The organism is Jiangella anatolica (assembly GCF_003236295.1).
Lineage (GTDB): Bacteria > Actinomycetota > Actinomycetes > Jiangellales > Jiangellaceae > Jiangella > Jiangella anatolica.
The window spans coordinates 15,627-37,841 of the sequence record NZ_POTW01000066.1 but is presented as its reverse complement, the minus strand read 5'-3'; the positions used below and the strand labels follow the sequence as shown (position 1 = coordinate 37,841).

Genomic DNA, 22,215 nt, shown 5'->3' with positions numbered 1-22,215 from the left:
CTCCCAGCCCCTCGGCCCGCTGCCCGGCAGACCCGAGAGTCCCGGCGTTCCCTTGCTCATCCATCCCGGCCGCGGCGCCGGACCGGTCTCCGTCGCTGGTGGTGGACTCGTCCATCGTCTGCCCCTCAAAGCGTTACGTGACGTAGCGTTAGAAGTGTTACGCCAAATAACAAACACGAAGCGGCTAAACTTGTCAAGAGCCTTAACTTCTGTGACGATGCTTCACGCTTCGGCTCCCAACGACGCGAACGAGGAGGTGGCACGGATGGTGGACCCGACGGAGCCCGGTGACGGGCAGGACAGGGCGCCGTCGCGGCGGGAACGCGCTCGTGCCGCGACCATCGACGAGATCAAGCGGACCGCGCTGGGCCTGATGCGCGAGCAGGGCACGACCGACTTCCGGTTCTCCGACATCGCGCGGCTGATGGGCATGACCGCGCCCGCTCTGTACCGCTACTTCGCCGACCGCGACGAGCTGCTCACCGCGCTCATCGTCGACGCGTACGACGAGCTGGGCAACGCCGTCGCCGGGCCGCGCGACGAGATCCCCGTCGACGATCCCGGGGGACGGTTCGTCGCGGTCGCCGAGTCGTACCGCCGCTGGGCCCGCGAGGAGCCGGGGCGGTTCGCGCTCATCCTCGGTCTGCCGGTGCCGGGCTACCACGCCCCCGAGGAGGGCCCGACGACGGAGGCGGCGCAGCGGGCGATGGCGCAGCTCAAGGCGCTGTTCTACGAGGCCGCCCAGGCCGGGATGCTGCGACCGCCCCGCCTCCCCGACGACGGCGGCGTCATCGGCCGGCTCCTGACCGAGCACGCCGAGGAGAAGGTCTCGCCGATCGACGGCCCGCCGATCCCGGCCGAGACGTTTCAGGCGATGCTGCACTGCTGGGCCTGCGTGCACGGCTTCGCCAGCCTCGAGGCCTACGGTCACCTCGACTGGCTGCCGATGGAGGCCCGCGACGCCATCTTCACCTCCAGCATGCGCCTGGTCGCCGACGCCGCGGGCCTGCCGGCTCCTCGGCCGGCGTGACCACGGCGGACGGGCTGGCAGAGTGACCTCGGCCTCGTCGAACGCGCGGATGCGGGCCGTCGCCGAGGGAGCGCGTACCCTTGTGCGACGTGGCAGCACGTGACATAGACGCCGAGATCGCCGACCTCTCCCAGACCCTGGCCAGCATCGAGAACGTCCTCGAGCCGGAGAAGATGCGCGAGCGCATCACCGACCTCGAGGCGCACGCTGCCGCGCCGGACCTGTGGGACGACGTCGAGCAGGCGCAGCAGGTCACGAGCCAGCTGTCGTACCTGCAGGCGGAGCTGCGCAAGCTCACCGAGCTGCGCCAGCGCATCGAGGACCTGCCGGTCATGGTCGAGCTGGGCCGCGACGAGGGCGACGCGGACGCGATGGCCGAGGTCGACCGCGAGATCGACGACCTCCGCAGGGTCATCTCCGACCTCGAGATCCGCACGCTGCTGTCCGGCGAGTACGACGAGCGCGAGGCGGTCGTGACGATCCGGTCCGGCGCCGGCGGCGTCGACGCCGCGGACTTCGCCGAGATGCTGCTGCGCATGTACCTGCGCTGGGCCGAGCGGCACGGCTACAAGACCGAGGTCCTCGACACCTCCTACGCCGAGGAGGCCGGCCTCAAGTCGGCGACGTTCGAGGTCAAGGCGCCGTTCGCGTACGGGACGCTGTCCGTCGAGGCGGGCACGCACCGGCTGGTGCGCATCTCGCCCTTCGACAACCAGGGTCGCCGGCAGACGTCGTTCGCGGCGGTCGAGGTGATCCCGCTGATCGAGACCACCGACCACATCGACATCCCCGAGACCGACATCCGCATCGACGTGTTCCGCTCGTCCGGGCCCGGCGGGCAGAGCGTCAACACCACCGACTCCGCCGTCCGCATCACCCACCTCCCGACCGGCCTGGTCGTGTCGATGCAGAACGAGAAGTCGCAGATCCAGAACCGCGCCGCCGCCATGCGCGTCCTGCAGTCCCGGCTGCTGCTGCTGCGCCGCGAGGAGGAGCAGGCGCAGAAAAAGGAGCTGGCCGGCGACGTCAAGGCGTCGTGGGGCGACCAGATGCGCTCCTACGTCGTCCACCCGTACCAGATGGTGAAGGACCTGCGCACCGAGCACGAGGTCGGCAACCCGCAGGCGGTGTTCGACGGCCAGATCGACGACTTCCTCGAGGCCGGCATCCGCTGGCGCAAGCAGCAGGAGCAGGCCGAGTCGCAGTGACGGGCCAGCGACGACACGGGAACCATCGGGGCGGCACGCCGCGTTGGTTCTCCCAGCGTGCGGTCACCACCGGACGTACACTCACAGACGAGCTTCAAGCGGTCAGGACCATCGCGGGAGCGTCACACATCCAGATCGGCGAGGCATCGTGATCCTTTTCGACAACGTCAGCAAGCTGTACCCGACGCAGAACCAGGCGGCCCTGGAGAGCCTGTCGCTCGAGATCGAGAAGGGCGAGTTCGTCTTCCTCGTCGGGCCGTCGGGCTCGGGCAAGTCGACGTTCCTGCGGCTGACGCTGCGCGAGGAGAAGCCGACGGCGGGCCGCATCCGGGTCGCCGGCAAGGACCTGCACCGGCTGTCCAACTGGAAGGTCCCGCACCTGCGCCGCCGCATCGGCACCGTCTTCCAGGACTTCCGGCTGCTGCCGAACAAGACGGTGTTCGAGAACATCGCGTTCGCGTTGCAGGTCATCGGCAAGCCGCGCCGCCAGATCAACCGCGACGTCCCCGCCGTCCTCGAGCTCGTCGGGCTCGACGGCAAGGAGGACCGGCTGCCCGACCAGCTCTCCGGCGGCGAGCAGCAGCGGGTCGCCGTCGCCCGCGCGTTCGTCAACCGGCCGCTGATCCTGCTGGCCGACGAGCCCACCGGCAACCTCGACCCCGGCACCAGCGTCGGCATCATGAAGCTGCTGGACCGCATCAACCGCACCGGCACCACCGTGGTCATGGCCACCCACGACCAGTCCATCGTCGACCAGATGCGCAAGCGCGTCATCGAGCTCGAGCACGGCAAGCTGGTCCGAGACCAGTCGCGCGGCGTCTACGGCTACACCCGCTGACGCCCCTTCGTCCCGACCCGCCGACCCGGAAGAAACCATGCGCTTCCAGTACGTCCTGTCCGAGATCGCCACCGGTCTTCGCCGCAACCTGACGATGACCATCGCGCTCGTCATCGTCGTCGCGATCTCCATCGCCATGCTGGGCGCCGGTCTGCTGGTCCGGTCCCAGGCCGACACCACCAAGGGCTACTGGTACGACCGCATCGAGATCTCGGTGTTCATGTGCAACGCGTACTCGACGGGGGCAGGGTGCGCCGACGGCGCCGTCACCGACGCGCAGCGCGACACGATCCGGCAGACGCTGGAGTCGCACCCCGAGGTCGACGAGGTGTTCTACGAGAACCAGGAGCAGGCGTTCGAGCGGTTCGGCGAGCAGTTCGACGACTCCGACATCGGCGGCATCATCACGCCGGACCAGCTGCCCGAGTCGTTCCGGGTCGCGCTGCAGGACCCGGAGGAGTACGACGGCGTCGTCTCGGCGGTGTCCGGCCTGCCGGGTGTGCAAGAGGTCACCGACCAGCGCCAGCTGCTCGAACCGCTGTTCCAGACGCTCGACGGCATGCAGATCACCGCGTTCATCATCACCGGCATCCAGATCATCGCGGCCGTCCTGCTGATCGGCAACACGATCCGGCTGGCCGCGTTCAACCGCCGCCGCGAGACCGGCATCATGCGGCTGGTCGGCGCGTCGAACTTCTACATCCAGCTGCCGTTCATCCTCGAGGCGGCCATCGCCGGCCTGCTCGGCTCGCTGCTCGGCGTCGTCGCGCTGTTCGGCGGGGTGGAGTTCGTCGTCGGCCGGTTCATCGCGCCGAACCTGCAGTTCACCTCGTGGGTCGACAGCGCCGACGTCTGGGCCGCGACGCCCTGGCTGCTGACCGCCGGCGTGGTCATCTCGGTGCTGGCCTCGTTCATCACCCTGCGCCGCTACCTGCGCGTCTGACCGGCCGGGCGCCACGCCCGCGTTCGCCGTCAGTTCGTCCGAGATGTCCCCTCAGGGCCCTCGCCTGCGCAAATGACACCGATGTAGTTATCCGAGGCTGCTTCGCGCCCGGAGTGATAGGTGTTACGGTCGTGCACGAGTGGTGCGAGGGAGGCCGCTGTGAAGGCTGTGGCTACTGAGGCGTCGTGGGTGCGGCGTGTGACCGTGCTCGTCGTCACCCTCGGCCTGCTCTGCACCGGTCTGGGCCAGGCCGCGGCCACCTCCGACGCGGAGCGACGCCTGAAGGAGACGCAGTCCAGCCTCGCCCGTGCCCAGGACGAGCTGGCCGAGTCCACCCAGGCGCTGGCCGACGCGACGGCCGCCTACCAGGCGGCGACGGCGCAACTGCCGGGCGCGGAGGCCACGTTGGCCACCGCCCAGCAGGGACTGGCCGCGGCGGAGCACGAGCTGGAGGTCGCCCGCGGCGAGGTCGCGGCGGCCCGGGCGGCCGACGAGGCGGCGGCGCAGCGGCTGGCCGAGGCGGAGCAGAAGGTCGCCGACCAGGTCGCCAAGATCGACGACGTCACCGAGCGCATCGACGGCAAGCGCGCCTCGATCAGCCAGGTCGCCGTGCAGGCCTACACCCGCGGCGTCGGCGCCGACCTCGCCAGCCTCACCATCCTCATGCAGGCCGAGAGCATGGACGAGCTGGCCGCCAGCGCGGCGGCGTCGACGTCGGTGCTGACGGCCGAGAACAGCATCATGTCCGACCTCAAGGACGACCGCGCCGAGCTGGCCAACGAGCGCGTCATCCTGGAGGACCTGGAGGCCGCGGCCGAGGGGGCCCGCCAACTCGCCGCCGAGACTCTGCAGACGACGGAGCAGCGCGAGCAGCAGGCCGAGCAGGCCCGCGCCTCGGCGCAGGCCGCCGCCGACGCCGCGGCGCAGGCGAAGGCCCAGGTCGACCAGCTGGTCGCGGCCCGCGACGGCGCCGTGTCGGCGGCGCACGCGGCGCAGGCCGAGGACCAGGCGCAGACGGCGCAGTGGTCGGCCGAGCGGGATCAGATCGAGGCCGAGATCGCCGAGATCCAGCGCCGGCAGGCCGAGCAGGAGGCCGCCGAGCAGGAGCAGGCCGAGCAGGACAGCGGCGGCTCCGGCGGTGGCGGCTCGGTCACCCTGGCCTTCCCGACCGCGAACCCGTACGTGACCTCGCCCTACGGCATGCGCGTCCACCCGGTCACCGGCGTCTACAAGCTGCACGACGGCACCGACTTCCGGGCCTACTGCGGCACGCCGATCCGCGCGGCCGCGGCCGGCACCGTCGAGTGGGCCTACTACCGCGGCGCCTACGGCAACCAGGTCGCCGTCGCCTCCCGGAGCATGGTCACGACCTACAGCCACCTCTCGCGGTTCGCCGTCGGCGACGGCGAGCGGGTCTCGCAGGGCGAGGTCATCGGCTATTCCGGCACGACCGGCAGCTCGACCGCCTGCCACCTGCACTTCATGCTCTACGTCAACGGCGAGCGCGTGAACCCGATGAACTACCTCGGCCGCTGAAACGCAGTCGTCCCGACGGCACTCGAAGTGAGATCCTTGGGGCATGGCACGAGAGCGCGGACGCACCGTGGTGGCCCAGAACCGCAAGGCCCGCCACGAATACCACATCGACGACACCTATGAGGCGGGCATCGTCCTGACCGGCACCGAGGTGAAGGCGCTGCGGGCGGGCAAGGCGTCGCTGGTCGACGGGTTCGCCGACGTCCGCGACGGTGAGGTCTGGCTGCGCAACGTGCACATCCCCGAGTACGACCTCGGCACCTGGAACAACCACGCGCCGCGCCGCTCCCGCAAGCTGCTGCTGCGCAAGGACGAGATCAGCAAGCTGATCGGCAAGACCCGCGAGACCGGGTACACGCTGGTGCCGCTGTCGCTGTACTTCAAGGACGGCTACGCGAAGATCGAGCTGGCGCTGGCCCGCGGCAAGAAGGCCTACGACAAGCGGCACACGCTCGCCGAGCGTGAGGCCAAGCGCGAGGCCGAGCGGGCCATGGCGAACGCTCGCCGCAAGCGGTGAGCCCGCGGCGGCGGGTGCTGACGGCGGTCCTGGCGGCGGCGCTTCTGGTCGCCGGCTGCGGCGGCGACGACGGGTCGACGGCGCCGCCCTCGTCCGCGCCGCCCGCCACGACGACGCCGTCACCGACACCGTCGCCGACGCCGACCCCCGTGCCGGCCTGGCCGCTGACCGGCCTGCCCGCGCCGTCGGCCGCCGACGCCGCCCGGCCGGCGCTGGTCGTGAAGATCGACAACACCCGGCCGGCCGCGCCGCAGCTGGGCCTGTCGTCCGCCGACCTGGTGGTCGAGGAGCTGGTCGAAGGCGGGCTGACCCGGCTGGCGGTGATGTTCCAGTCGGCGCTGCCGCCGGTCGCCGGGCCGGTGCGGTCGGTACGCACCACCGACGCCGGGATCGCGCTGCCGGCCGGCGGCGTGCTGGTCGCGTCCGGCGGGGCCGGCCGCGTGCTACGGGCGCTGGAGAAGGCCGGGGTGACGGTGCTCAGCGGCGGCGGCAACGGCCTGTCGCGCGACCACAGCCGGCCCGCGCCGTACAACGTCATGCTCGATCCGGCCCAGGCGGTGGCCGGGCTGACCGCCGGCGCCGGCGTCCCGGCCGGCTCGTACCTGCCGTGGGGCGCGCCGCCCGCGGGCCGGCCGGTCGGCGGTGCCGACGTCACGTTCTCCGCCGCCCGCACGTCGAGCTGGACCTGGTCCGACGGCGTCTGGGTGCTCGACGGCGACCACGCGGCCGACGGCGACCGGTTCGGGCCGGCGACGGTGCTGGTGCTGCGGGTGACGGTGCGCGACGCCGGCTACGAGGACCCGGCCGGCAACCCGGTGCCCGAGACCGTCCTCGTCGGCTCCGGTGCCGCGACGCTGCTCACCGCCGGGACCGCCGTCGACGGCACCTGGTCGAAGACGGCGCCGGCCGCGCCGCTGACGCTGGCCGACGCGTCGGGCGCACCGCTGGCCGTGCCGCCGGGGCGGGTGTGGATCGAGCTGGTGCCCGACTCCGGTACGGTGACGCTGCGATGACTTCCAAGGACTGGGAACAGCGGGTCACCACCGCGTGGGCGGCGATCGACTCCTACGACGATGAGACGTTCCGCGCCGTCGTGGACGAGCTGGCGGGGGACCTGCCGGACGGTCATCCCGTCGCGGCGTTCGAGCGGGCCTGCGCGTTCGACTCGACCGGCCGGCCCGATCTCGCCGAGCCGTTGTACCGCGAGGCGCTGGCCGGCGAGCTGCCCGGCGAACGCCGGCGCCGGGCGGTGATCCAGCTGGCCAGCAGCATCCGCAACCTCGGCCGGCCGGCCGAGAGCGTCGAGCTGCTGACGGCCGAGCTGGAGCGCGGCTCCGATCACCTGGACGACGCCGCGCGCTGCGTGCTCGCGCTGGCGCTCACCGACGCCGGCCGCGAGCGCGAGGCCGTCTCCGTCGCCGTCGGCGCGCTGGCCCGGCACCTGCCGCGCTACCAGCGCTCGATGGCCGCCTACGCCCGGGCGTTGATCGAGCCCGCGAGGTAAGACCCTTCCGCGCCCGGCCGAGGGCGCCCCGCACCGCTCCACCGGGCCGACGTGATCCACGCCTCACGTCCAAGATCTTGCCGACCAATAAAAGAAGGGATATTCGTTTTACAAGAGTGAGGTTGATCCGACGGAGGCGACCGTGACACGACGACCACAGACAGGGCAGGGGCGGGGAACGAAGGAGTGGGTCGCCGGGCGCTGGTGGTGGGTGCGCCGCGACTGCTACGGCAGGGTCGCCGCGATGGCGGCGGACGCCGAGGGCGTGCGGGTGCTCGAGGTCGCCGTCATCACGCGGCGCGGAGTGGCGGCTCAGCGGTGACGCGGTCCGCGCCGGCGCCGGCGCTCGTTCCCGGCGACCTCGTGGCCGGTGACGAGTACCGGCTCAGCCCGGCCGATCTGGTCCGCTACGCCGGTGCGTCGCGCGACTTCAACCCGCTGCACTGGAGCCCGCGGATCGCCGCCGAGGCGGGGCTGCCCGGCGTGATCGCGCACGGCACGCTCCTCCTGGGCCTGGTGAGCCGGCTGCTGTCGCGCCGGCTCGGCGATCCGGCGCGGCTCACGGAGCTGACGTTCCGGTTCCTCCGCCCGGTCGTCGTCCCGGAGGGCGGGGTCGCCGTGGCCCTGGAGGCCCGCGTCGCGGACCGGCAGCCGGACAGCGGGCTCGCCCTGACCATCGTCGCGACGGTCGCCGGGGCCGGAACGGTGGGCCGCGGCCGGGCGCTCGTCCGGCCGTGAACAGGCCGCCGGCGCCCTAGAACGCGACGCGGCGGGCGACGTTCTCGCCCGGCGGGCCGCTGGGCGGTGGGGCGATCCAGGGCCCGGTGCCCTCGCTCTGGTCCAGCACGTCCGCCTCGAGCCAGGTGTGCTCGCCGGCCAGCACGGCCTTCGCCAGAGCCTCGTCCGGCCCGTCGGTGTTGTGCCAGAGCGCGTCGAACAGCCGCTCGACCCGCAGCCGGGCCTGCCGCGCGAACACGTCGGCGAGCTGGACCGCGCCGGACTCCGGCAGCATCCGTGCCCGCACGCACGACGCCGCGATCGCGAACAGCTCGGCGCCGATGTCGACGACGCGGGCGAGGAAGCCCTGCTTCTTCTCCAGGCCGCCCTGCCAGCGGGCCATCCCGTAGAACGTCGACCGGGCCAGCCGCCGCGACGCCCGCTCGACGTAGCGCAGGTGCGGCGCCAGCACGCCGAACTCCTGGTACGACGTGGGCAGCTGGCCGGCGCCGGTGACCAGCTGCGGCAGCCACTTGGCGTAGAACCCGGTCGCCTTGACCGCCGCCTTCGCCTTGCCGGCCAGCGCGACCTCCGGGTCGACGACGTCGCCGGCGGCCTGCAGGTGGGCGTCGACGGCCTCGCGGGCGATCAGCAGGTGCATGATCTCCGTGGAGCCCTCGAAGATGCGGTTGATGCGCAGGTCGCGCAGGATCTGCTCGGCGGGGACGGCGCGCTCGCCGCGGGCCCGCAGCGAGTCGGCGGTCTCGTAGCCACGGCCGCCCCGGATCTGCACGAGCTCGTCGGCGACCACCCACGCCGTCTCGCTGCACCACAGCTTCGCCAGCGCTGCCTCGATGCGGATGTCGCGGCGGCCCTCGTCGGCCAGGTGCGCGGACAGGTCCAGGACCGCCTCCTGCGCGTACGCCGTCGCCGCGATGTAGGACAGCTTGTGCGCGACGGCGGCGTGCCGGCCGACCGGCCGGCCCCACTGGACCCGCTCGGCGGACCACTCGCGGGCGATCTTCAGGCACCACTTCGACGCACCTGTGCACAGCGCCGGAATCGAGAGCCGGCCGGTGTTCAACGTGGTCAGCGCGATCTTCAGCCCGTCGCCCTCGCGGCCGAGCCGGTTCGCGGCCGGGACCCGGACGCCGTCGAACCGGGTGACGCCGTTCTCGATGCCCTTCAGCCCCATGAACGCGTTGCGGTGCTCGACGGTGATGCCGGGCGAGTCGGCCTCGACGACGAACGCCGTCACCCCGCCGCGGCCACCGGCGTGCTCCGGAACCCGCGCCATGACGACCAGCAGCTCGGCGATGACGCCGTTCGTGGTCCACAGCTTGGTGCCGCTGAGCTCGTAGAACCGTCCGTCGTCGGTGGGGACGGCGGACGCGGCGAGCCGGGCCGGGTCGGAGCCGACGTCGGGCTCGGTGAGCAGGAACGCGCTGATCGCGCCGGCGGCGCAGCGCGGCAGGTAGGCCCGCTTCTGCTCGTCGGTGCCGAACAGCTTCACCGGTTCCGGCACGCCGATGGACTGGTGCGCCGACACGAGCGCGCCGATCGAAGGGTGCACGCTGCCGACCAGCATGAGCGCGCGGTTGTAGCCGACCTGCGTGAGCCCGGCGCCGCCGTACTCGCGCGGGATCTTCATGCCGAAGACGCCGGCGCGCGCCAGCGCCTTCACGTACTCGTCGGGGATGCGGTCCTCGCGCTCGATGACGCCCCCGTCGAGCTCGTCGCAGACGCCGCGCAGCTTCGCCAGGAACGCCGTCGTCGCCGCCTCGTCCTCGGGCGCCTGCGACGGGTGCGGGTGGATGAGGTCCAGCCGGAACCGGCCGAGATACAGCTCCTTGGCGAACGACGGCTTGTCCCACCGCGTCTCGCGCGCCGCCTCCGCGACCCGCCGGGCCTCACGCTCGTCGACCTGTTGAGAGATGGTCATCGCGCCTCCTCCGTCGGTGGCGTCGTACCCCATGTTACCGGGCGGTAGTCGGCGCGGGGAATCTCGCTCGCCTGGCGGGCGTTGAAGGCGGTAACCTTGGTAGACCTTCGGGTTCGCCCGGGGGATTGACAACTCCAGAGGGGCTGAGCGGTTTCGACTTCGTTCGTCGAACCAGGGGAAGCGGGCCGAGGAGGCCGCGTTATCTCGTTAACGCTCGCGGCAAACGTTACAAGTGCCAACGCTAAGCGCACTGACTTCGCCCTCGCCGCCTGAGGCAGGGAACTGAAGTCTGTCGACCCGGGGTTGCTTCCAACCCGGTGTTCGGCATCATTCAGGAGGCTCACCTTCCGGTACGGTCACGGGACCGGTAGGGACACTCACGTGACTGGGCTCGTCACGGTGAACTCGCCTGTGTGATCACCGGAGCCGAGTAGAGGCATAGCAGGCTGCGCCCGGAGAAGCCCTGGAGAAGCGACGAAGGACCCGGGTTCGATTCCCGGCAGCTCCACATGACAGTATCGGCACCCCTGCGGGCCCGTTGACCAGTTGGTTTTCGGGCCTGAGGGGTGCTGATCGCGTTGTGCGGGCGGGATCTGCGCGCATCTACGCAGTGGCCTGTGTCCCGATCTCTGGTTGGGCCAGCCGTTGTGTGACGTATCCGGGATCGTCGAGTCCGGATCTACGGGGTGCGGTCAGCTCCCAGCGAGATGACAGGGCCGGCCCGTCCTGCATGTAATATGCATGCATGACGGTGGCGCTACAGATCAGAGATGTTCCCGACGAGGTGCGTGACATCATCGCGCAGCGGGCGGCCTCGCGTGGACAGTCGATGCAGGCGTACCTGCTCGATGTGCTTCGGCGGGAGGCGCGTTTGGCGCGCAACGCCGTCGTGTTCGAGTCCACGGCTGCTCATCGGCAGGTGCTTCCTGAGGAGTTGAGCCCCGAGCGGATCGTTCGCGAGGGTCGGGATGGCGGCCTCGAGGTCGATCGGGGCACGGTTGCCGGATGATCGTCGTCGATGCGGGTGTGTGGGTGCGGGCACTGGTCGACGGCGGTCTCTCGGGTGATGCTTGCCGGCAGGCATTGAGCGACGATCTGGAGTGGGCGGCGCCGGCGCATGCCCCCATCGAGGTTCTGAGGACCATTCGCAGGTACGAGGCCGCCGGGTTGATCACCACTGCCCAAGCTGACGCGTTCGCCAGCGCGGTCCGCGAGGTCGAGGTCCAGTACACAGGTCCGGAAACGTGGCTTCTCGCCATGATCTGGGACCTGCGGCACAACGTCAGTCCGTACGATGCACCGTATGTCGCGCTCGCCCAGCGCTACGGCGTGCCCCTGGTGACCTTGGACGAACGGATTGGCCGCGCCGCTACGGTGGCCGGAATCGACGTTGTGATTCCCACCCCGGCGGGCGGTGAGCAGCGATCTCAGTAGTCGACTTCGCCGCCGGCGTCGCCGCACTGTCAGGCGTGGGGCGTCGCACCGACGGGTCCGACATCAGCGTTCAGGTTCGCGCACTAGGATCACCTCCGCCCCTCGAGCCCGCTGGGCTCAGGTCGACGGCCGACGATGCCCGCGTTCGCTGCCTGCAGATACAAGGAGAAGATGCTGGACATGGCGAGAGCACGAGACATGGCCACCCGGCGATCCTCGCGGCTGGTCATCGGGCTCGCCGTGGTCGTGATCGCCGTGCTGACGGCCTGCGGCGGCGATGACGAGAGCCCGTCGGCCGGCTCGTCGTTGCCTGGGGAGAACTCGGGCGATGCCGAATCGGCGATGCCGGGCGCGCAGGCCGTAAGGCTGCCTGACACGAAGGACCCGGACGTGTACGCCGAGGCGATCGCCGAGCTGGTCTTCGGCCTCAGCCCGGCCGACTCCTACGTTCGCGGCTACCGTGACGTGCTGCTCGGGGCGATCGACCCCGACGTCGTCGGGGACGACTACGACAGCTTGGTCGAGGTCACCGGCCAGTGGATTCCGGACGAGGAGACCTGGGACCGTCAGGCGGAGCAAGGCCTGCGAACGAGCTTCGAGGTCGAGAGCGTCGTCGAGCCAGAGCAGGACAGCGCTACCCCAGATGGTCCGCAGGGGCAGGTGGCGCGGACCGTGACCGGTGTGCAGTCCATCCGGTACGAGGACGAGAACGACGAGCAGGTTCGGGAGTCCGAGCCGCGGTCGGTCACCGTCTGGGTCCACTGCCCGGCCGACCGGAACTGCTCGCTGGTCTCCGTGCCCGAGGACGTGCTCCAGTAGCCGAACGAGCTCGAGGCCGGAGGGCGGCGACCGGGCGGTGGGCGAGGAGCGCCCAGCTAGCAGTTGCGACCCGTCCCCACGGGTCGTCGACGACACGCTCAAGGCGTGCGCGTGACGCGCTTCTGATGCCGGACCACGCGGGCGCGGGTGCCGCACGCGTTGCCGCACCAGCGTTGGTTGGCGCGCTCGCGCAGGTAGAGCTGGCCGCATCCCGGCGCGTCGCACAGGGCGAGGCGGCGGCCGTCGGGGCCGGCGAGCAGGTCGACCACGGCCGCGGCCAGGGTGGCGAGCAGCGCGGACGGTGCGGGCCCGTCGCCGGCCAGGCGCAGCTCGGCGGGGGTGTCCGCGGTGTGCAGCAGCCGCACGACCGGGTGGCGCAGCAGCGCGTCGTTGACCCTGTCTACGGCGTCGGCGGGCCAGGGCTCGCCGCGCGCGGCCGCGCGCAGGAGCCCGAGGACGTCGTCGCGGAGCGCCCGGACCGCGGGGAACGCGCCGGCGTCGTGGGTGTCGACCGGGGGCACGCGGCCGGCCTCGGCGGCGAGCCAGTCCCGCAGGTCGTCGGGGGTGGCCAGGTATTCCACGTAGTGATCGCCACGCCGGCGGACGGTGTTGGCGAAGTCCAGCGCCAGCCGGTCGCCGAGCCAGCTCCACCGCCTCATCGGCACCACCCTGCTTAACGGTTTACAACCACAATACCGTTTAAATCGTCCGTCGTCGGGAACGAACCCGGCATGCTCCCGATCGTCGTCCTGTGCGGCGCCGAGCTGGTCAACGTGCTCGGTGTGACCGTCGTGGTTCCGGCGCTGCCCGCGATCGCGGACGACCTGGGCACATCCGGGGAGCTGGTGGTGACCGGGTACGCGGCGGCGTTCGGCGGGCTGCTGATCCTCGCCGGTCGTCTCGGCGACCGGCTCGGGCACCGACGCGTGCTGATGGCCGGCCTGGCGGTGTTCGCGACGGCATCCGCGGCGGCCGGGCTGGCGCCGTCGGCACCGTGGCTGGTCGCCGCCCGCTGCGTGCAGGGCGCGGGCGCGGCGGCGATGATCCCCACGGCGCTGAGCCTGCTGGTCGCGCACGCCGGCGACCGGCACGCCCGCGCCGTCGCCTGGTGGACGGCCGTCGGTGCGGTCGGCGGCGGTAGCGGGTTCCTGGTCGGGGGTGTGCTGACCGACCTGGCCGGCTGGCGCTGGGTCCTGCTGGTGAACGTGCCGGTGGCGGTGGTGCTGGCGATCGGGGTCGCGACGACGGTGCGCCCGGCCCCGCGGCAACCCGGCACCGGGCTGGACGTCGCCGGCGGCGCCACCGTCACGGCGGCACTGATCGTGCTGGTGCTCGCCGTGTCGGCCAATGGACCGGCCGTCGTCGCGGGGCTCGCCGCGGCCGCGCTGCTGGCGGTGGCGTTCGCGCTGGTCGAACGGAGGGCCCGGGACCCGATCTGCCCGCCGGAGACGTGGTCGGACCGGCGGCTGACCTCGGCGGCGGCGGTCGCCCTGGTGAACAACGCCTCGACCGGCGCGGCCGTCGTCGTCGCGGCGGGCTATGCACAGCGCGAGCTGGGCCTGTCGCCGTCGGCCGGCGGACTGGTACTGCTCTCCTTCAACGCGGCGGTCATCGCCGGATCGGCCATCGCGACCCGGATCGCGTCCGGCCGACCGGCCCGCCTGATGACGACCGGGCTGGCCGCCATCGCGGCCGCCGCGCTGGCCCTGGTCGCCGCCACTGCCGCCGTCCCATCGACGGCGACACTCAGCGCCGGCCTCGCACTGCTCGGCGCCGGCCTCGGCGTCTCCGCCGTCGGCTCCACCACGCTCGGGACGTCGGGTCCGGAGCGCCGGCGCGGGATGTCGTCGGCACTGATCAACACCGGCGCGCAGATCGGCACCGCTGCCGGCGTCGCCGTCGTGCTCGCCCTCACCGGAACCGGCGGCCACCACACCGGCTGGCTCCTCGCCGCCGCGATCGCCGCCGCCGGACTGGCCATCGCGAGGCCGGGCGCAACCAGTCCGGCGCGACGAGCGGGCAGACTTGGCGCGTGCTGATCGATGCCCGCCACGGCGTGGAGCTCGGCGTGCCGGAGGCGGCGGACGGCGGACCTGCAGGTGGCGAACGTGAGCCTCAACGCGGGGCTGACCCGTATCGAGAAGCAGATCCTGCGGGCCTACGGACGGGTGCTGCCCAAGTCGACGTACACGGTGCTGCTGCTCGAACTGCGGCCGGCGGCGATCGACCCGGGCGGTGAGCGGGACTACTTTCTCAAGAAGCAGGTCGCCACGTGGGAAACGGGCACCTTGGCAGGGCGTGCCGCCGACCGCGGTCGCCTACTCACTGCTGGACGCGCTCGCGGGTTCATGCGCACTTCCTCCTCGACGGGCATCACAGGATGGAGGCCGCGTCGAGGTCCGGCCGGCCGATCCGGCTGCTGAGCTTCGTCGACGAGAGGATCAGCCTCGCGCGCCCGGGCGACGTCGTCCGGATGGCAGGTGCGCGAGCCGGACGCGCGGGACCGAGGTGAGGGCTATCGTCGTGCGTGCATGGGGGTGACGCATGACGATGTTCCGCGGGGCGGTGCTCGACACTCCTGAGAGCCCGTTCGACGGAGGTGGGCTGCGGGCGTCGGGGGACGAGGGCCTGGTGGTGCGCGACGGGGTGATCGTGGCGCGCGGGGCGTTCGGCGCGCTGCGCCGCGAGCACCCGGACGAGGACGTCGTCACGCTGGACGGGGGACTGCTGCTGCCGGGGTTCGTCGACACCCACGTGCACTTCCCGCAGGTGCGCGTCATCGGCGGGATCGGCCTGCCGCTGCTGGACTGGCTCGAGCAACGGGCCCTGCCGGAAGAGGGCCGGCTGGCGGACCCGGGCTACGCCGCCGGAGTTGCGGCGGACTTCGTCGGCGGCCTCGTCGGCGCGGGCACCACGTCGGCGATGGTGTTCGGGGCGCACTTCCCCGCGGCGGTCGACGCGCTGTTCGGGGCGGTGGCGGCCGTGGGGCTGCGGGTGACCAGCGGGCTCGTCGTCAGCGACCGCAACCTGCCGGCGGACCTGCTCACCACGCCCGAGCGGGCCCACGACGAGAGCATCGCGCTGGCCCGCCGCTGGCACGGCGCCGGGCGCGCCCGGTACGCCGTGACGCCCCGCTTCTCGCTGTCCTGCAGCGACGCGCTCCTCGCGGCCTGCGCGGCCGTGCTCGACGACGTCCCGGGCGCGTTCGTCACGTCGCACGTCAACGAGAACCTCGAGGAGATCGAGCAGGTGACGCAGCTGTTCGGGCTGAGCACCTACCTCGCCAGCTACGACCAGCGCGGGCTGGTCGGCCGGCGCACCGTGCTGGCGCACAACGTCCACCCGGACGACGACGAGCTCGAGACGCTGGCCGCGCGGGACGCGTCGATCGCGCACTGCCCGACCAGCAACGCCGCGCTGGGGAGCGGGCCGTTCCCGCTGGCCCGGCACGTCGATCACGGCGTCCGGGTCGCCCTCGGCTCCGACGTCGGGGCGGGGTCGGGCTTCTCGCTGTTGAAGGAGGGACTGCAGGCGTACTTCACCCAGCAGCAGCTCGGCACGGACGGGTACCCGCTCTCGCCGGCCCACCTGCTGTACCTGGCGACCACCGCCGGCGCCGCCGCGCTCGACCTGCCCGACGTGGGCCACCTGTCCGCCGGGCAGCGGTTCGACGCGGTCTGGGTGCGGCCGGCGCCGGGCTCGACGTACGACGTGGCGCTGCGGCACGCGAGCGGGCCGGAGGACGCGCTGGGGACGACGTTCACGCTGGGCGCCGCGGCCGACGTCGCCGGGGTGTGGATCGACGGCGACCCAGTCGCTGTCACGGTTCGTTGACCGGCCGCGACGCACGGGCTAGCGTGGACGGATGCGGAAGTCCACGGTTCCTGGCGACGTGCGCCGTCGAGTGCACTCGACCGCGTGGACCCGGGGCCGTATCGCCCACGGCGCCTAGCCAACCTCCAGCAGCCGGCAACGCCCCATCGGCCGATGGGGCGACACGTCTTGGAGGTGTTGGATGGCCGATATCGTCGTCAATGGCCAGCCGCGTGATCTGACCGGCGTTCCACCCCACACGAACGTCCTCGACTTCCTGCGCGGTTGCGGGCTGACCGGCGCCAAGGAGGGCTGCGCCGAGGGCGAGTGCGGCGCCTGCGCGGTGCTGGTCGTGCGGCCCGCCGCCGACGGCTCGCCGGCCGCCGAGTGGACGGCGATCAACTCCTGCCTCGCGCCGGCGGCGGCCCTGGACGGCCAGGAGGTCGTCACCGCGGAGGGCCTCGGCCGGCCGGACGCGCTGCACCCGGTCCAGCGGGAGCTGGCCACGCGCGGCGGCTCGCAGTGCGGGTACTGCACGCCCGGCTTCGTCTGCTCGATGGGCGCGGAGTACTACCGGGCCGACCGCGTGCCCGCCGGCGACGGCGACCGCTACCACGGCGCGAACGGCTTCGACCTGCACGCGATCGGCGGCAACCTGTGCCGCTGCACCGGCTACCGCCCGATCAAGGACGCCGCCTTCGCGCTCGGCCTCCCCGCGCCCGACGACGTCATGGCGCAGCGACGCGGGACCGCCGCGCCCGTGGCGGTGGCGACGGACCTGCGGGGCTTTGTCCGGCCCGCCGGCCTGACCGAAGCCCTGCACCTGCTCCGGGAGCGGCCGGAGGTCGTCGTCGTCGCGGGCAGCACGGACTGGGGCGTCGACGTGAACCTGCGCGGCCGCCGCGCCGAGCTGGTCGTGGCGGTGGACCGGCTGCCGGAGCTGCGCGGCTTCTCCGTGACCGACACCGAGGTGCGCGTCGGCGCGGCGCTGACGCTGACGGAGCTCGACCGGCGGCTGGCGGGCCGGCTCCCGCTGGTGTCGGAGATGATCGCGCAGTTCGCGTCGCGGCTGATCCGCAACTGCGCCACGCTCGGCGGCAATCTCGGCACCGGCTCGCCGATCGGCGACGCGGCGCCGGCGCTGCTCGCGCTGGACGCCTCCGTCGTGCTGGCCTCGGCCGACGGCACGCGGACGGTGCCGCTGTCGGAGTTCTTCACCGGCTACCGGACGTCGCAGCGCCGGCCGGACGAGCTGATCACCGACGTCGTCGTGCCCCGGCCGGTCAGCGGGCTGACGGCGTTCCACAAGGTCGCCAAGCGAGCGTTCGACGACATCTCCTCGGTGGCCGCCGGCTACGCCCTCGACGTCGTCGACGGGGTGGTCCGGCGGGCCCGGATCGGGCTCGGCGGCGTGGCCGCGACGCCGATCAGGGCGCTCGCCACCGAGGCGGCGCTGGAGGGGCGCCCGTGGACCGCCGAGACCGTCGACGCGGCCGCGGCAACGCTGGCGGCCGAGGGCACGCCGATCTCGGACCAGCGGGCCAGCGCGGCCTACCGGTCGGCGATGCTCGGGCAGTCGCTGCGCAAGCTGTTCGCGGAGGTGGCGCCGTGACGATCACCGCCAGCCCGCTCAGCCGGCGACCGGACGACGCCGTCGTCGGGACGCCGCTGCCGCACGAGAGCGCCGCCCTGCACGTCACCGGCCGGGCGCTCTACACCGACGACCTCGTCGGCCGCACCAGCGGCGTCCTGCACGCCCACCCGGTGCAGGCGCCGCACGCCCACGCCACGATCACGAGCGTCGACGTCGCCGCCGCCCACGACGTGCCCGGCGTCGTCCGGGTGCTCACGGCGGCCGACGTGCCCGGGATCAACGACGCCGGCGTCAAGCACGACGAGCCGCTGTTCCCGTCCGAGGTCATGTACCACGGCCACGCGATCTGCTGGGTGCTCGGCGAGTCGCTCGAGGCGGCCCGGCTCGGCGCCGCGGCGGTCGAGGTGACGTACGCGCCGCTGCCCGCGCTGCTCACCGTCGAGGAGGCGATCGCGGCGCAGAGCTTCCAGGGTGCGCGCCCGACGCTGGCGCGCGGCGACTCCCCGGCCGGCCTGGCCCACGCGGCCCGCGTCTTCGAGGGCGTGACGTCGTTCGCCGGGCAGGAGCACTTCTACCTCGAGACGCACTGCTCACTCGCGCTGGTCGACGAGAACGGCCAGGTCTTCGTCCAGTCCAGCACCCAGCACCCGTCCGAGACGCAGGAGATCGTCGCGCACGTGCTCGGCGTCCCCAACCACGCCGTCACCGTCCAGTGCCTGCGCATGGGCGGCGGCTTCGGCGGCAAGGAGATGCAGCCGCACGGGCTCGCCGCCGTGGCGGCGCTGGGCGCGACGCTGACCGGCCGGCCGGTGCGGGTCCGGCTGACCCGGGCCCAGGACATCACGATGACCGGCAAGCGGCACGGCTTCCACGCGACGTGGACGGCCGGGTTCGACGCCGACGGGCGGTTCACCGCGCTGGAGGCGACGCTCACGTCCGACGGCGGCTGGAGCCTCGACCTGTCCGAGCCGGTGCTGTCGCGGGCGCTGTGCCACATCGACAACGCGTACTGGATCCCCGACATCACCGTGCACGGCCGCATCGCGCGGACGCACAAGACGTCGCAGACGGCGTTCCGCGGCTTCGGCGGGCCGCAGGGGATGCTGGTGATCGAGGACGTCATCGGACGGTGCGCGCCGGCGCTGGGCATCGACCCGGCCGAGCTGCGTCGCCGCAACTTCTACGCCGACGGGCAGGCCACGCCGTACGGCCAGCCGGTCCGGCATCCGGGGCGGATGGTGGCGGCCTGGGAGCAGGTCATCGCCTCGTCGTCGATGGAGGCCAGGCGCGCGGAGATCGACGACTGGAACGCGACGCAACCGCACCGCAAGCGCGGCATCGCCATCACGCCGGTGAAGTTCGGCATCTCGTTCAACCTCACCGCGTTCAACCAGGGCGGCGCGCTGGTCCACGTCTACAAGGACGGGTCGGTGCTGATCAGCCACGGCGGCACCGAGATGGGCCAGGGCCTGCACACGAAGATGCTCCAGGTGGCGGCGACGGCGCTGGGTGTGCCGCTGGAGCGGGTCCGGCTGGCGCCGACGCGCACGGACAAGGTGCCGAACACGTCGGCGACGGCGGCGTCCGCGAGCGCGGACCTGAACGGCGGCGCCGTCAAGAACGCCTGCGAGCAGATCCTCGCCCGGCTGACGCCGATCCGCGAGCTGGTGCCCGACGCGTCGTGGGAGGAGCTCGTCGCGGCGGCGTACCGCGGGCGGGTCCAGCTCTGGGCCGCCGGCTTCTACAGGACCGAGGGGCTGAACTGGGACGCCGCCACGATGACCGGCCATCCGTTCAAGTACTTCGCCTACGGCGCCGCGGTGACCGAGGTCGAGGTCGACGGGTTCACCGGCGCGTACACGACGCGGCGGGTCGACATCGTCCACGACGTCGGCGACAGCCTGTCGCCGCTGGTCGACGTCGGGCAGATCGAGGGCGGCTTCGTGCAGGGCGCCGGCTGGCTGACGTTGGAGGACCTGCGCTGGGACGAGTCCGACGGGCCGAGCCGGGGGCGCCTCGCCACCCAGGCGGCGTCGACCTACAAGCTGCCGTCGCTGTCGGAGCTGCCCGAGCAGTTCAACGTCGCCCTGCTGGCCGGGGCGCACGAGGACGGCGTCGTCTACGGGTCCAAGGCCGTGGGCGAGCCGCCGCTGATGCTGGCGCTGAGCGTGCGCGAGGCGCTGCGCGACGCGTGCGCGGCGTTCGGCCCGGCCGGGCACTCGGTCGAGCTGGCGTCGCCGGCCACGCCCGAGGCGGTCTACTGGGCGCTCACCGCCGCCCGGGGTGCGTCATGACGACGTGGTTCGCCGGGGTGGCCGCGCTGCGGGCGGCGCGCGAGCCCGGGGTGCTCGTGACCGTCACCGACGTGCGCGGACACGCGCCGCGCGAGGCCGGCGCGAAGATGGTCGTCTCGGCGTCGTCGACCTGGGCGTCGATCGGCGGCGGCAACCTGGAGGCCGACGCCGTCACGCGCGCCCGCGCGCTGCTGGCCGCCGGACGCGACCGGCCCGAGACCTACACGATGAGCCTGTCGGACAAGGCGCCGGGCGAGCACGGCGTCCAGTGCTGCGGTGGCGAGGTGACGGTGCTGCTGGAGCCGCTGGCGGTGGTTCCGGCCGTCGCGATCTTCGGGCTGGGCCACGTCGGCCTGGAGCTGGCCCGGGTCCTGGCCCGGCACGACCTCGAGTTGCACCTGGTGGACTCGCGCGAGGAGACGCTCTCCGACGACGCGCTCGCTCCGCTGCACGACGCGGTCGCGGCGGTGCACGTCCACCACATCCCGGTGATCCCCGAGCTGGTCCTGGCCGACCTGCCGGCCGGCGCCCGGGTGCTGGTGCTGACGCACGACCACGCCGAGGACTACGCGATCGTCGACGCCGCTCTGCGCTGCGACCACCTCGGCGGCATCGGGCTGATCGGCTCGTCGGCGAAGTGGGCGCGGTTCCGGTCGCGGCTGCAGGAGTCGCTGCCGGCCGACGTCGTCGACCGGGTGGAGACGCCGATCGGGCTGGCCGGCCTCTCGAGCAGCAAGGACCCGGCCGCCATCGCCGTGTCGGCGGCCGCCGCCCTGCTGGCCGCGATCGAACGGGAGCGGACCCATGTCGTCGGATGAGCTCGCGGCGTCACTGCTCGGCCAGCTGGACGCCCGGCTGGCGGCGGCGGACGCGGCGCTGGCCAGGGCGTACCCGGGGGAGCGGCCGGGGCGGCAGCCCGTCCACACGGTCTACGTCCCCGCCGACCGCCACACCGCCGGGCTGGTCCCGGCCTACGGCGCCGCCGCGCTGGACCTGCTGGACGAGCACGCGGACCGGTTCGCGGCGCTCGTGCGCGACCCCGGCCTCGTGGCGCGGGTACGGGCCAAGCTCGCCGCCGAACCCGTCGAGGACCTCCGGGTCGACTTCGAGGACGGGTACACCGGCCGCTCCGACGCCGACGAGGACGCCGACGTCGTCCGCTCCGCCGAGGCGCTGGTGGAGAGCAGGGAGAAGGGCGCGGCGGCGCCGTTCGGCGGCATCCGGATCAAGAGCCTGGAGGCGTCGACCCGGGCCCGCGGCGTCCGGACCCTGACGTCCTACGTCGCCACGCTGGCCGCCGCCGGCGCCGGCCTGGACCGCTGGGTCGTGACGCTGCCGAAGGTGACCAGCGTCGACCAGGTCGAGGCCATGGCCCATGCCTGCCACGTGCTCGAGACCGGGCTCGGCCTGGACCGGGGCGCGCTGCGGTTCGAGGTGCAGATCGAGACGCCGCAGTCGATCCTCGGGCCGGACGGGACCGCGCTGGTCGCGCGGATGGTCCAGGCCGCCGGGCGCCGGCTGACGGGGCTGCACTACGGCACCTACGACTACTCGGCCTACTGCGGGATCGCCGCCGGGCAGCAGTCGCTGGAGCATCCGGTCGCCGACCACGCGAAGCTGGTGATGCAGGCGGCCGCGGCCGGCACCGGCGTCCGGCTGTCCGACGGCTCCACCAACGTCCTCCCCGTCGGCGGCGCCGACGACGTCGAGGCGGCCTGGGCCAACCACCACCGCCTCGTCCGCCGGTCGCTCGAACGCGGCTTCTACCAGGGCTGGGACCTGCACCCGGGGCAGCTGCCGACGCGGTACGCCGCGACCTACGCGTTCTACCGGGACGGGCTGGCCCGCGCGAACGCCCGGCTGGCGGACTACACGCGCGACACCATGACCGGCATCGCCGACGAGCCGGCGACGGCGCGGGCGCTGGCGGCGTTCCTGCTGCGCGCCGTCGACTGCGGCGCCGTCGACGAGGCCGAGGTCGCCGACCTCGGCCTCCTTCACTCGCTGGCCAACCCCTAGGAGCAGC

General features: G+C 72.8%; 22 protein-coding genes and 1 other RNA gene. 21 read left to right on the top strand and 2 right to left on the bottom strand.

The features are described from left to right. Positions 1–265: 265 nt before the first annotated feature. The 10 genes from C1I92_RS22735 to C1I92_RS22695 all read left to right on the top strand — a co-directional run bounded on the left by C1I92_RS22735 (position 266) and on the right by C1I92_RS22695 (position 8,314). A complete protein-coding gene (locus tag C1I92_RS22735) occupies positions 266–1,030 on the top strand; it encodes a TetR/AcrR family transcriptional regulator (protein WP_158564239.1) in 765 nt (254 codons plus the stop codon). Positions 1,031–1,119: 89 nt separating this feature from the next. After that, a complete protein-coding gene (gene prfB / locus C1I92_RS22730; RefSeq protein ID WP_199521493.1) occupies positions 1,120–2,238 on the top strand; it encodes a peptide chain release factor 2 in 1,119 nt (372 codons plus the stop codon). 148 nt (positions 2,239–2,386) lie between these two features. After that, positions 2,387–3,076, top strand: coding sequence for a cell division ATP-binding protein FtsE (gene ftsE / locus C1I92_RS22725; RefSeq protein WP_069110375.1), 690 nt, complete (start codon positions 2,387–2,389; stop codon positions 3,074–3,076). A gap of 37 nt (positions 3,077–3,113) precedes the next feature. Next, positions 3,114–4,019 (top strand): permease-like cell division protein FtsX, encoded by a 906-nt coding sequence (ftsX, locus tag C1I92_RS22720; protein ID WP_111256935.1) that lies wholly within the window; start codon positions 3,114–3,116, stop codon positions 4,017–4,019. 198 nt (positions 4,020–4,217) lie between these two features. Beyond that, the gene (locus tag C1I92_RS22715; RefSeq protein WP_111256934.1) at positions 4,218–5,555 is read left to right on the top strand and encodes a M23 family metallopeptidase; all 1,338 of its coding nucleotides are present in this window, start codon (positions 4,218–4,220) and stop codon (positions 5,553–5,555) included. 43 nt (positions 5,556–5,598) lie between these two features. Next, positions 5,599–6,072 carry an SsrA-binding protein SmpB gene (smpB, locus tag C1I92_RS22710; RefSeq protein WP_111256933.1) on the top strand — a complete coding sequence of 158 codons (474 nt, stop codon included), beginning with the start codon at positions 5,599–5,601 and terminating at the stop codon, positions 6,070–6,072. Further along, positions 6,069–7,085, top strand: coding sequence for a DUF3048 domain-containing protein (locus C1I92_RS22705; protein ID WP_111256932.1), 1,017 nt, complete (start codon positions 6,069–6,071; stop codon positions 7,083–7,085). Before smpB ends, C1I92_RS22705 begins: the two co-directional genes overlap by 4 nt. Further along, on the top strand, positions 7,082–7,576 hold the full coding sequence (locus C1I92_RS22700; RefSeq protein ID WP_111256931.1) for a tetratricopeptide repeat protein: 495 nt from the start codon (positions 7,082–7,084) through the stop codon (positions 7,574–7,576). The genes C1I92_RS22705 and C1I92_RS22700 overlap by 4 nt, the downstream gene beginning before the upstream one ends. 142 nt (positions 7,577–7,718) lie before the next feature. After that, positions 7,719–7,898: a hypothetical protein gene (locus tag C1I92_RS33460; protein ID WP_146605248.1), complete on the top strand. Its 180-nt coding sequence runs from the start codon at positions 7,719–7,721 to the stop codon at positions 7,896–7,898. Beyond that, a complete protein-coding gene (locus C1I92_RS22695) occupies positions 7,895–8,314 on the top strand; it encodes a MaoC/PaaZ C-terminal domain-containing protein (RefSeq protein ID WP_111256930.1) in 420 nt (139 codons plus the stop codon). Before C1I92_RS33460 ends, C1I92_RS22695 begins: the two co-directional genes overlap by 4 nt. Before the next feature lie 16 nt (positions 8,315–8,330). Here the strand turns inward: C1I92_RS22695 and C1I92_RS22690 are convergent, their stop codons facing one another. Continuing rightward, a complete protein-coding gene (locus C1I92_RS22690) occupies positions 8,331–10,235 on the bottom strand; it encodes an acyl-CoA dehydrogenase family protein (RefSeq protein WP_111256929.1) in 1,905 nt (634 codons plus the stop codon). A gap of 139 nt (positions 10,236–10,374) precedes the next feature. Between C1I92_RS22690 and ssrA the strand changes: the two genes are divergently transcribed. The 4 genes from ssrA (at position 10,375) to C1I92_RS22670 (ending at position 12,488) form a co-directional block, all read left to right on the top strand. Then, positions 10,375–10,746: a transfer-messenger RNA gene (gene ssrA, locus C1I92_RS22685) on the top strand. A 234-nt stretch (positions 10,747–10,980) separates the two neighbouring features. After that, positions 10,981–11,244, top strand: coding sequence for a FitA-like ribbon-helix-helix domain-containing protein (locus C1I92_RS22680; protein ID WP_111256928.1), 264 nt, complete (start codon positions 10,981–10,983; stop codon positions 11,242–11,244). Then, positions 11,241–11,669 (top strand): type II toxin-antitoxin system VapC family toxin, encoded by a 429-nt coding sequence (locus C1I92_RS22675; RefSeq protein ID WP_111256927.1) that lies wholly within the window; start codon positions 11,241–11,243, stop codon positions 11,667–11,669. The genes C1I92_RS22680 and C1I92_RS22675 overlap by 4 nt, the downstream gene beginning before the upstream one ends. A 180-nt stretch (positions 11,670–11,849) precedes the next feature. Further along, entirely contained in the window at positions 11,850–12,488 is a 639-nt protein-coding gene (locus C1I92_RS22670) for a hypothetical protein (protein WP_146605247.1), read from the top strand. A gap of 98 nt (positions 12,489–12,586) precedes the next feature. Here C1I92_RS22670 and C1I92_RS22665 read toward each other — a convergent pair whose 3' ends face one another. Continuing rightward, a complete protein-coding gene (locus C1I92_RS22665; protein WP_111256925.1) occupies positions 12,587–13,147 on the bottom strand; it encodes a CGNR zinc finger domain-containing protein in 561 nt (186 codons plus the stop codon). 72 nt (positions 13,148–13,219) lie between these two features. On the opposite strand from C1I92_RS22665, the gene C1I92_RS22660 reads away from it, so the two are divergent. From C1I92_RS22660 to C1I92_RS22630, 7 genes are all read left to right on the top strand, one after another. Then, positions 13,220–14,527, top strand: a complete 1,308-nt coding sequence (locus C1I92_RS22660; protein WP_111256924.1) for an MFS transporter — start codon at positions 13,220–13,222, stop codon at positions 14,525–14,527. A gap of 69 nt (positions 14,528–14,596) precedes the next feature. Next, positions 14,597–14,911 carry a hypothetical protein gene (locus C1I92_RS22655; RefSeq protein ID WP_146605246.1) on the top strand — a complete coding sequence of 105 codons (315 nt, stop codon included), beginning with the start codon at positions 14,597–14,599 and terminating at the stop codon, positions 14,909–14,911. 121 nt (positions 14,912–15,032) lie between these two features. Beyond that, positions 15,033–16,322: a guanine deaminase gene (locus C1I92_RS22650; protein ID WP_111256922.1), complete on the top strand. Its 1,290-nt coding sequence runs from the start codon at positions 15,033–15,035 to the stop codon at positions 16,320–16,322. Positions 16,323–16,503: 181 nt separating this feature from the next. Next, positions 16,504–17,913, top strand: coding sequence for a xanthine dehydrogenase small subunit (locus C1I92_RS22645; protein WP_111256921.1), 1,410 nt, complete (start codon positions 16,504–16,506; stop codon positions 17,911–17,913). Then, positions 17,910–20,189 carry a xanthine dehydrogenase molybdopterin binding subunit gene (gene xdhB, locus C1I92_RS22640; RefSeq protein WP_233507177.1) on the top strand — a complete coding sequence of 760 codons (2,280 nt, stop codon included), beginning with the start codon at positions 17,910–17,912 and terminating at the stop codon, positions 20,187–20,189. The genes C1I92_RS22645 and xdhB overlap by 4 nt, the downstream gene beginning before the upstream one ends. Next, on the top strand, positions 20,186–21,007 hold the full coding sequence (gene xdhC / locus C1I92_RS22635) for a xanthine dehydrogenase accessory protein XdhC (protein ID WP_111256920.1): 822 nt from the start codon (positions 20,186–20,188) through the stop codon (positions 21,005–21,007). Before xdhB ends, xdhC begins: the two co-directional genes overlap by 4 nt. Next, positions 20,994–22,208, top strand: a complete 1,215-nt coding sequence (locus C1I92_RS22630) for a DUF6986 family protein (protein WP_111256919.1) — start codon at positions 20,994–20,996, stop codon at positions 22,206–22,208. Before xdhC ends, C1I92_RS22630 begins: the two co-directional genes overlap by 14 nt. Positions 22,209–22,215: the final 7 nt, after the last annotated feature.

Bases quoted from the DNA above. Each gene is read 5' to 3' on its own strand.
- C1I92_RS22735 (WP_158564239.1), top strand. From the start codon at position 266: ATGGTGGACCCGACGGAGCCCGGTGACGGGCAGGACAGGGCGCCGTCG.
- ftsX (WP_111256935.1), top strand. From the start codon at position 3,114: ATGCGCTTCCAGTACGTCCTGTCCGAGATCGCCACCGGTCTTCGCCGC.
- smpB (WP_111256933.1), top strand. From the start codon at position 5,599: ATGGCACGAGAGCGCGGACGCACCGTGGTGGCCCAGAACCGCAAGGCC.
- C1I92_RS22700 (WP_111256931.1), top strand. From the start codon at position 7,082: ATGACTTCCAAGGACTGGGAACAGCGGGTCACCACCGCGTGGGCGGCG.
- C1I92_RS22690 (WP_111256929.1), bottom strand. From the start codon at position 10,235: ATGACCATCTCTCAACAGGTCGACGAGCGTGAGGCCCGGCGGGTCGCG.
- C1I92_RS22680 (WP_111256928.1), top strand. From the start codon at position 10,981: ATGACGGTGGCGCTACAGATCAGAGATGTTCCCGACGAGGTGCGTGAC.
- C1I92_RS22675 (WP_111256927.1), top strand. From the start codon at position 11,241: ATGATCGTCGTCGATGCGGGTGTGTGGGTGCGGGCACTGGTCGACGGC.
- C1I92_RS22670 (WP_146605247.1), top strand. From the start codon at position 11,850: ATGGCGAGAGCACGAGACATGGCCACCCGGCGATCCTCGCGGCTGGTC.
- C1I92_RS22665 (WP_111256925.1), bottom strand. From the start codon at position 13,147: ATGAGGCGGTGGAGCTGGCTCGGCGACCGGCTGGCGCTGGACTTCGCC.
- C1I92_RS22660 (WP_111256924.1), top strand. From the start codon at position 13,220: ATGCTCCCGATCGTCGTCCTGTGCGGCGCCGAGCTGGTCAACGTGCTC.
- C1I92_RS22650 (WP_111256922.1), top strand. From the start codon at position 15,033: ATGACGATGTTCCGCGGGGCGGTGCTCGACACTCCTGAGAGCCCGTTC.
- C1I92_RS22645 (WP_111256921.1), top strand. From the start codon at position 16,504: ATGGCCGATATCGTCGTCAATGGCCAGCCGCGTGATCTGACCGGCGTT.
- xdhC (WP_111256920.1), top strand. From the start codon at position 20,186: ATGACGACGTGGTTCGCCGGGGTGGCCGCGCTGCGGGCGGCGCGCGAG.
- C1I92_RS22630 (WP_111256919.1), top strand. From the start codon at position 20,994: ATGTCGTCGGATGAGCTCGCGGCGTCACTGCTCGGCCAGCTGGACGCC.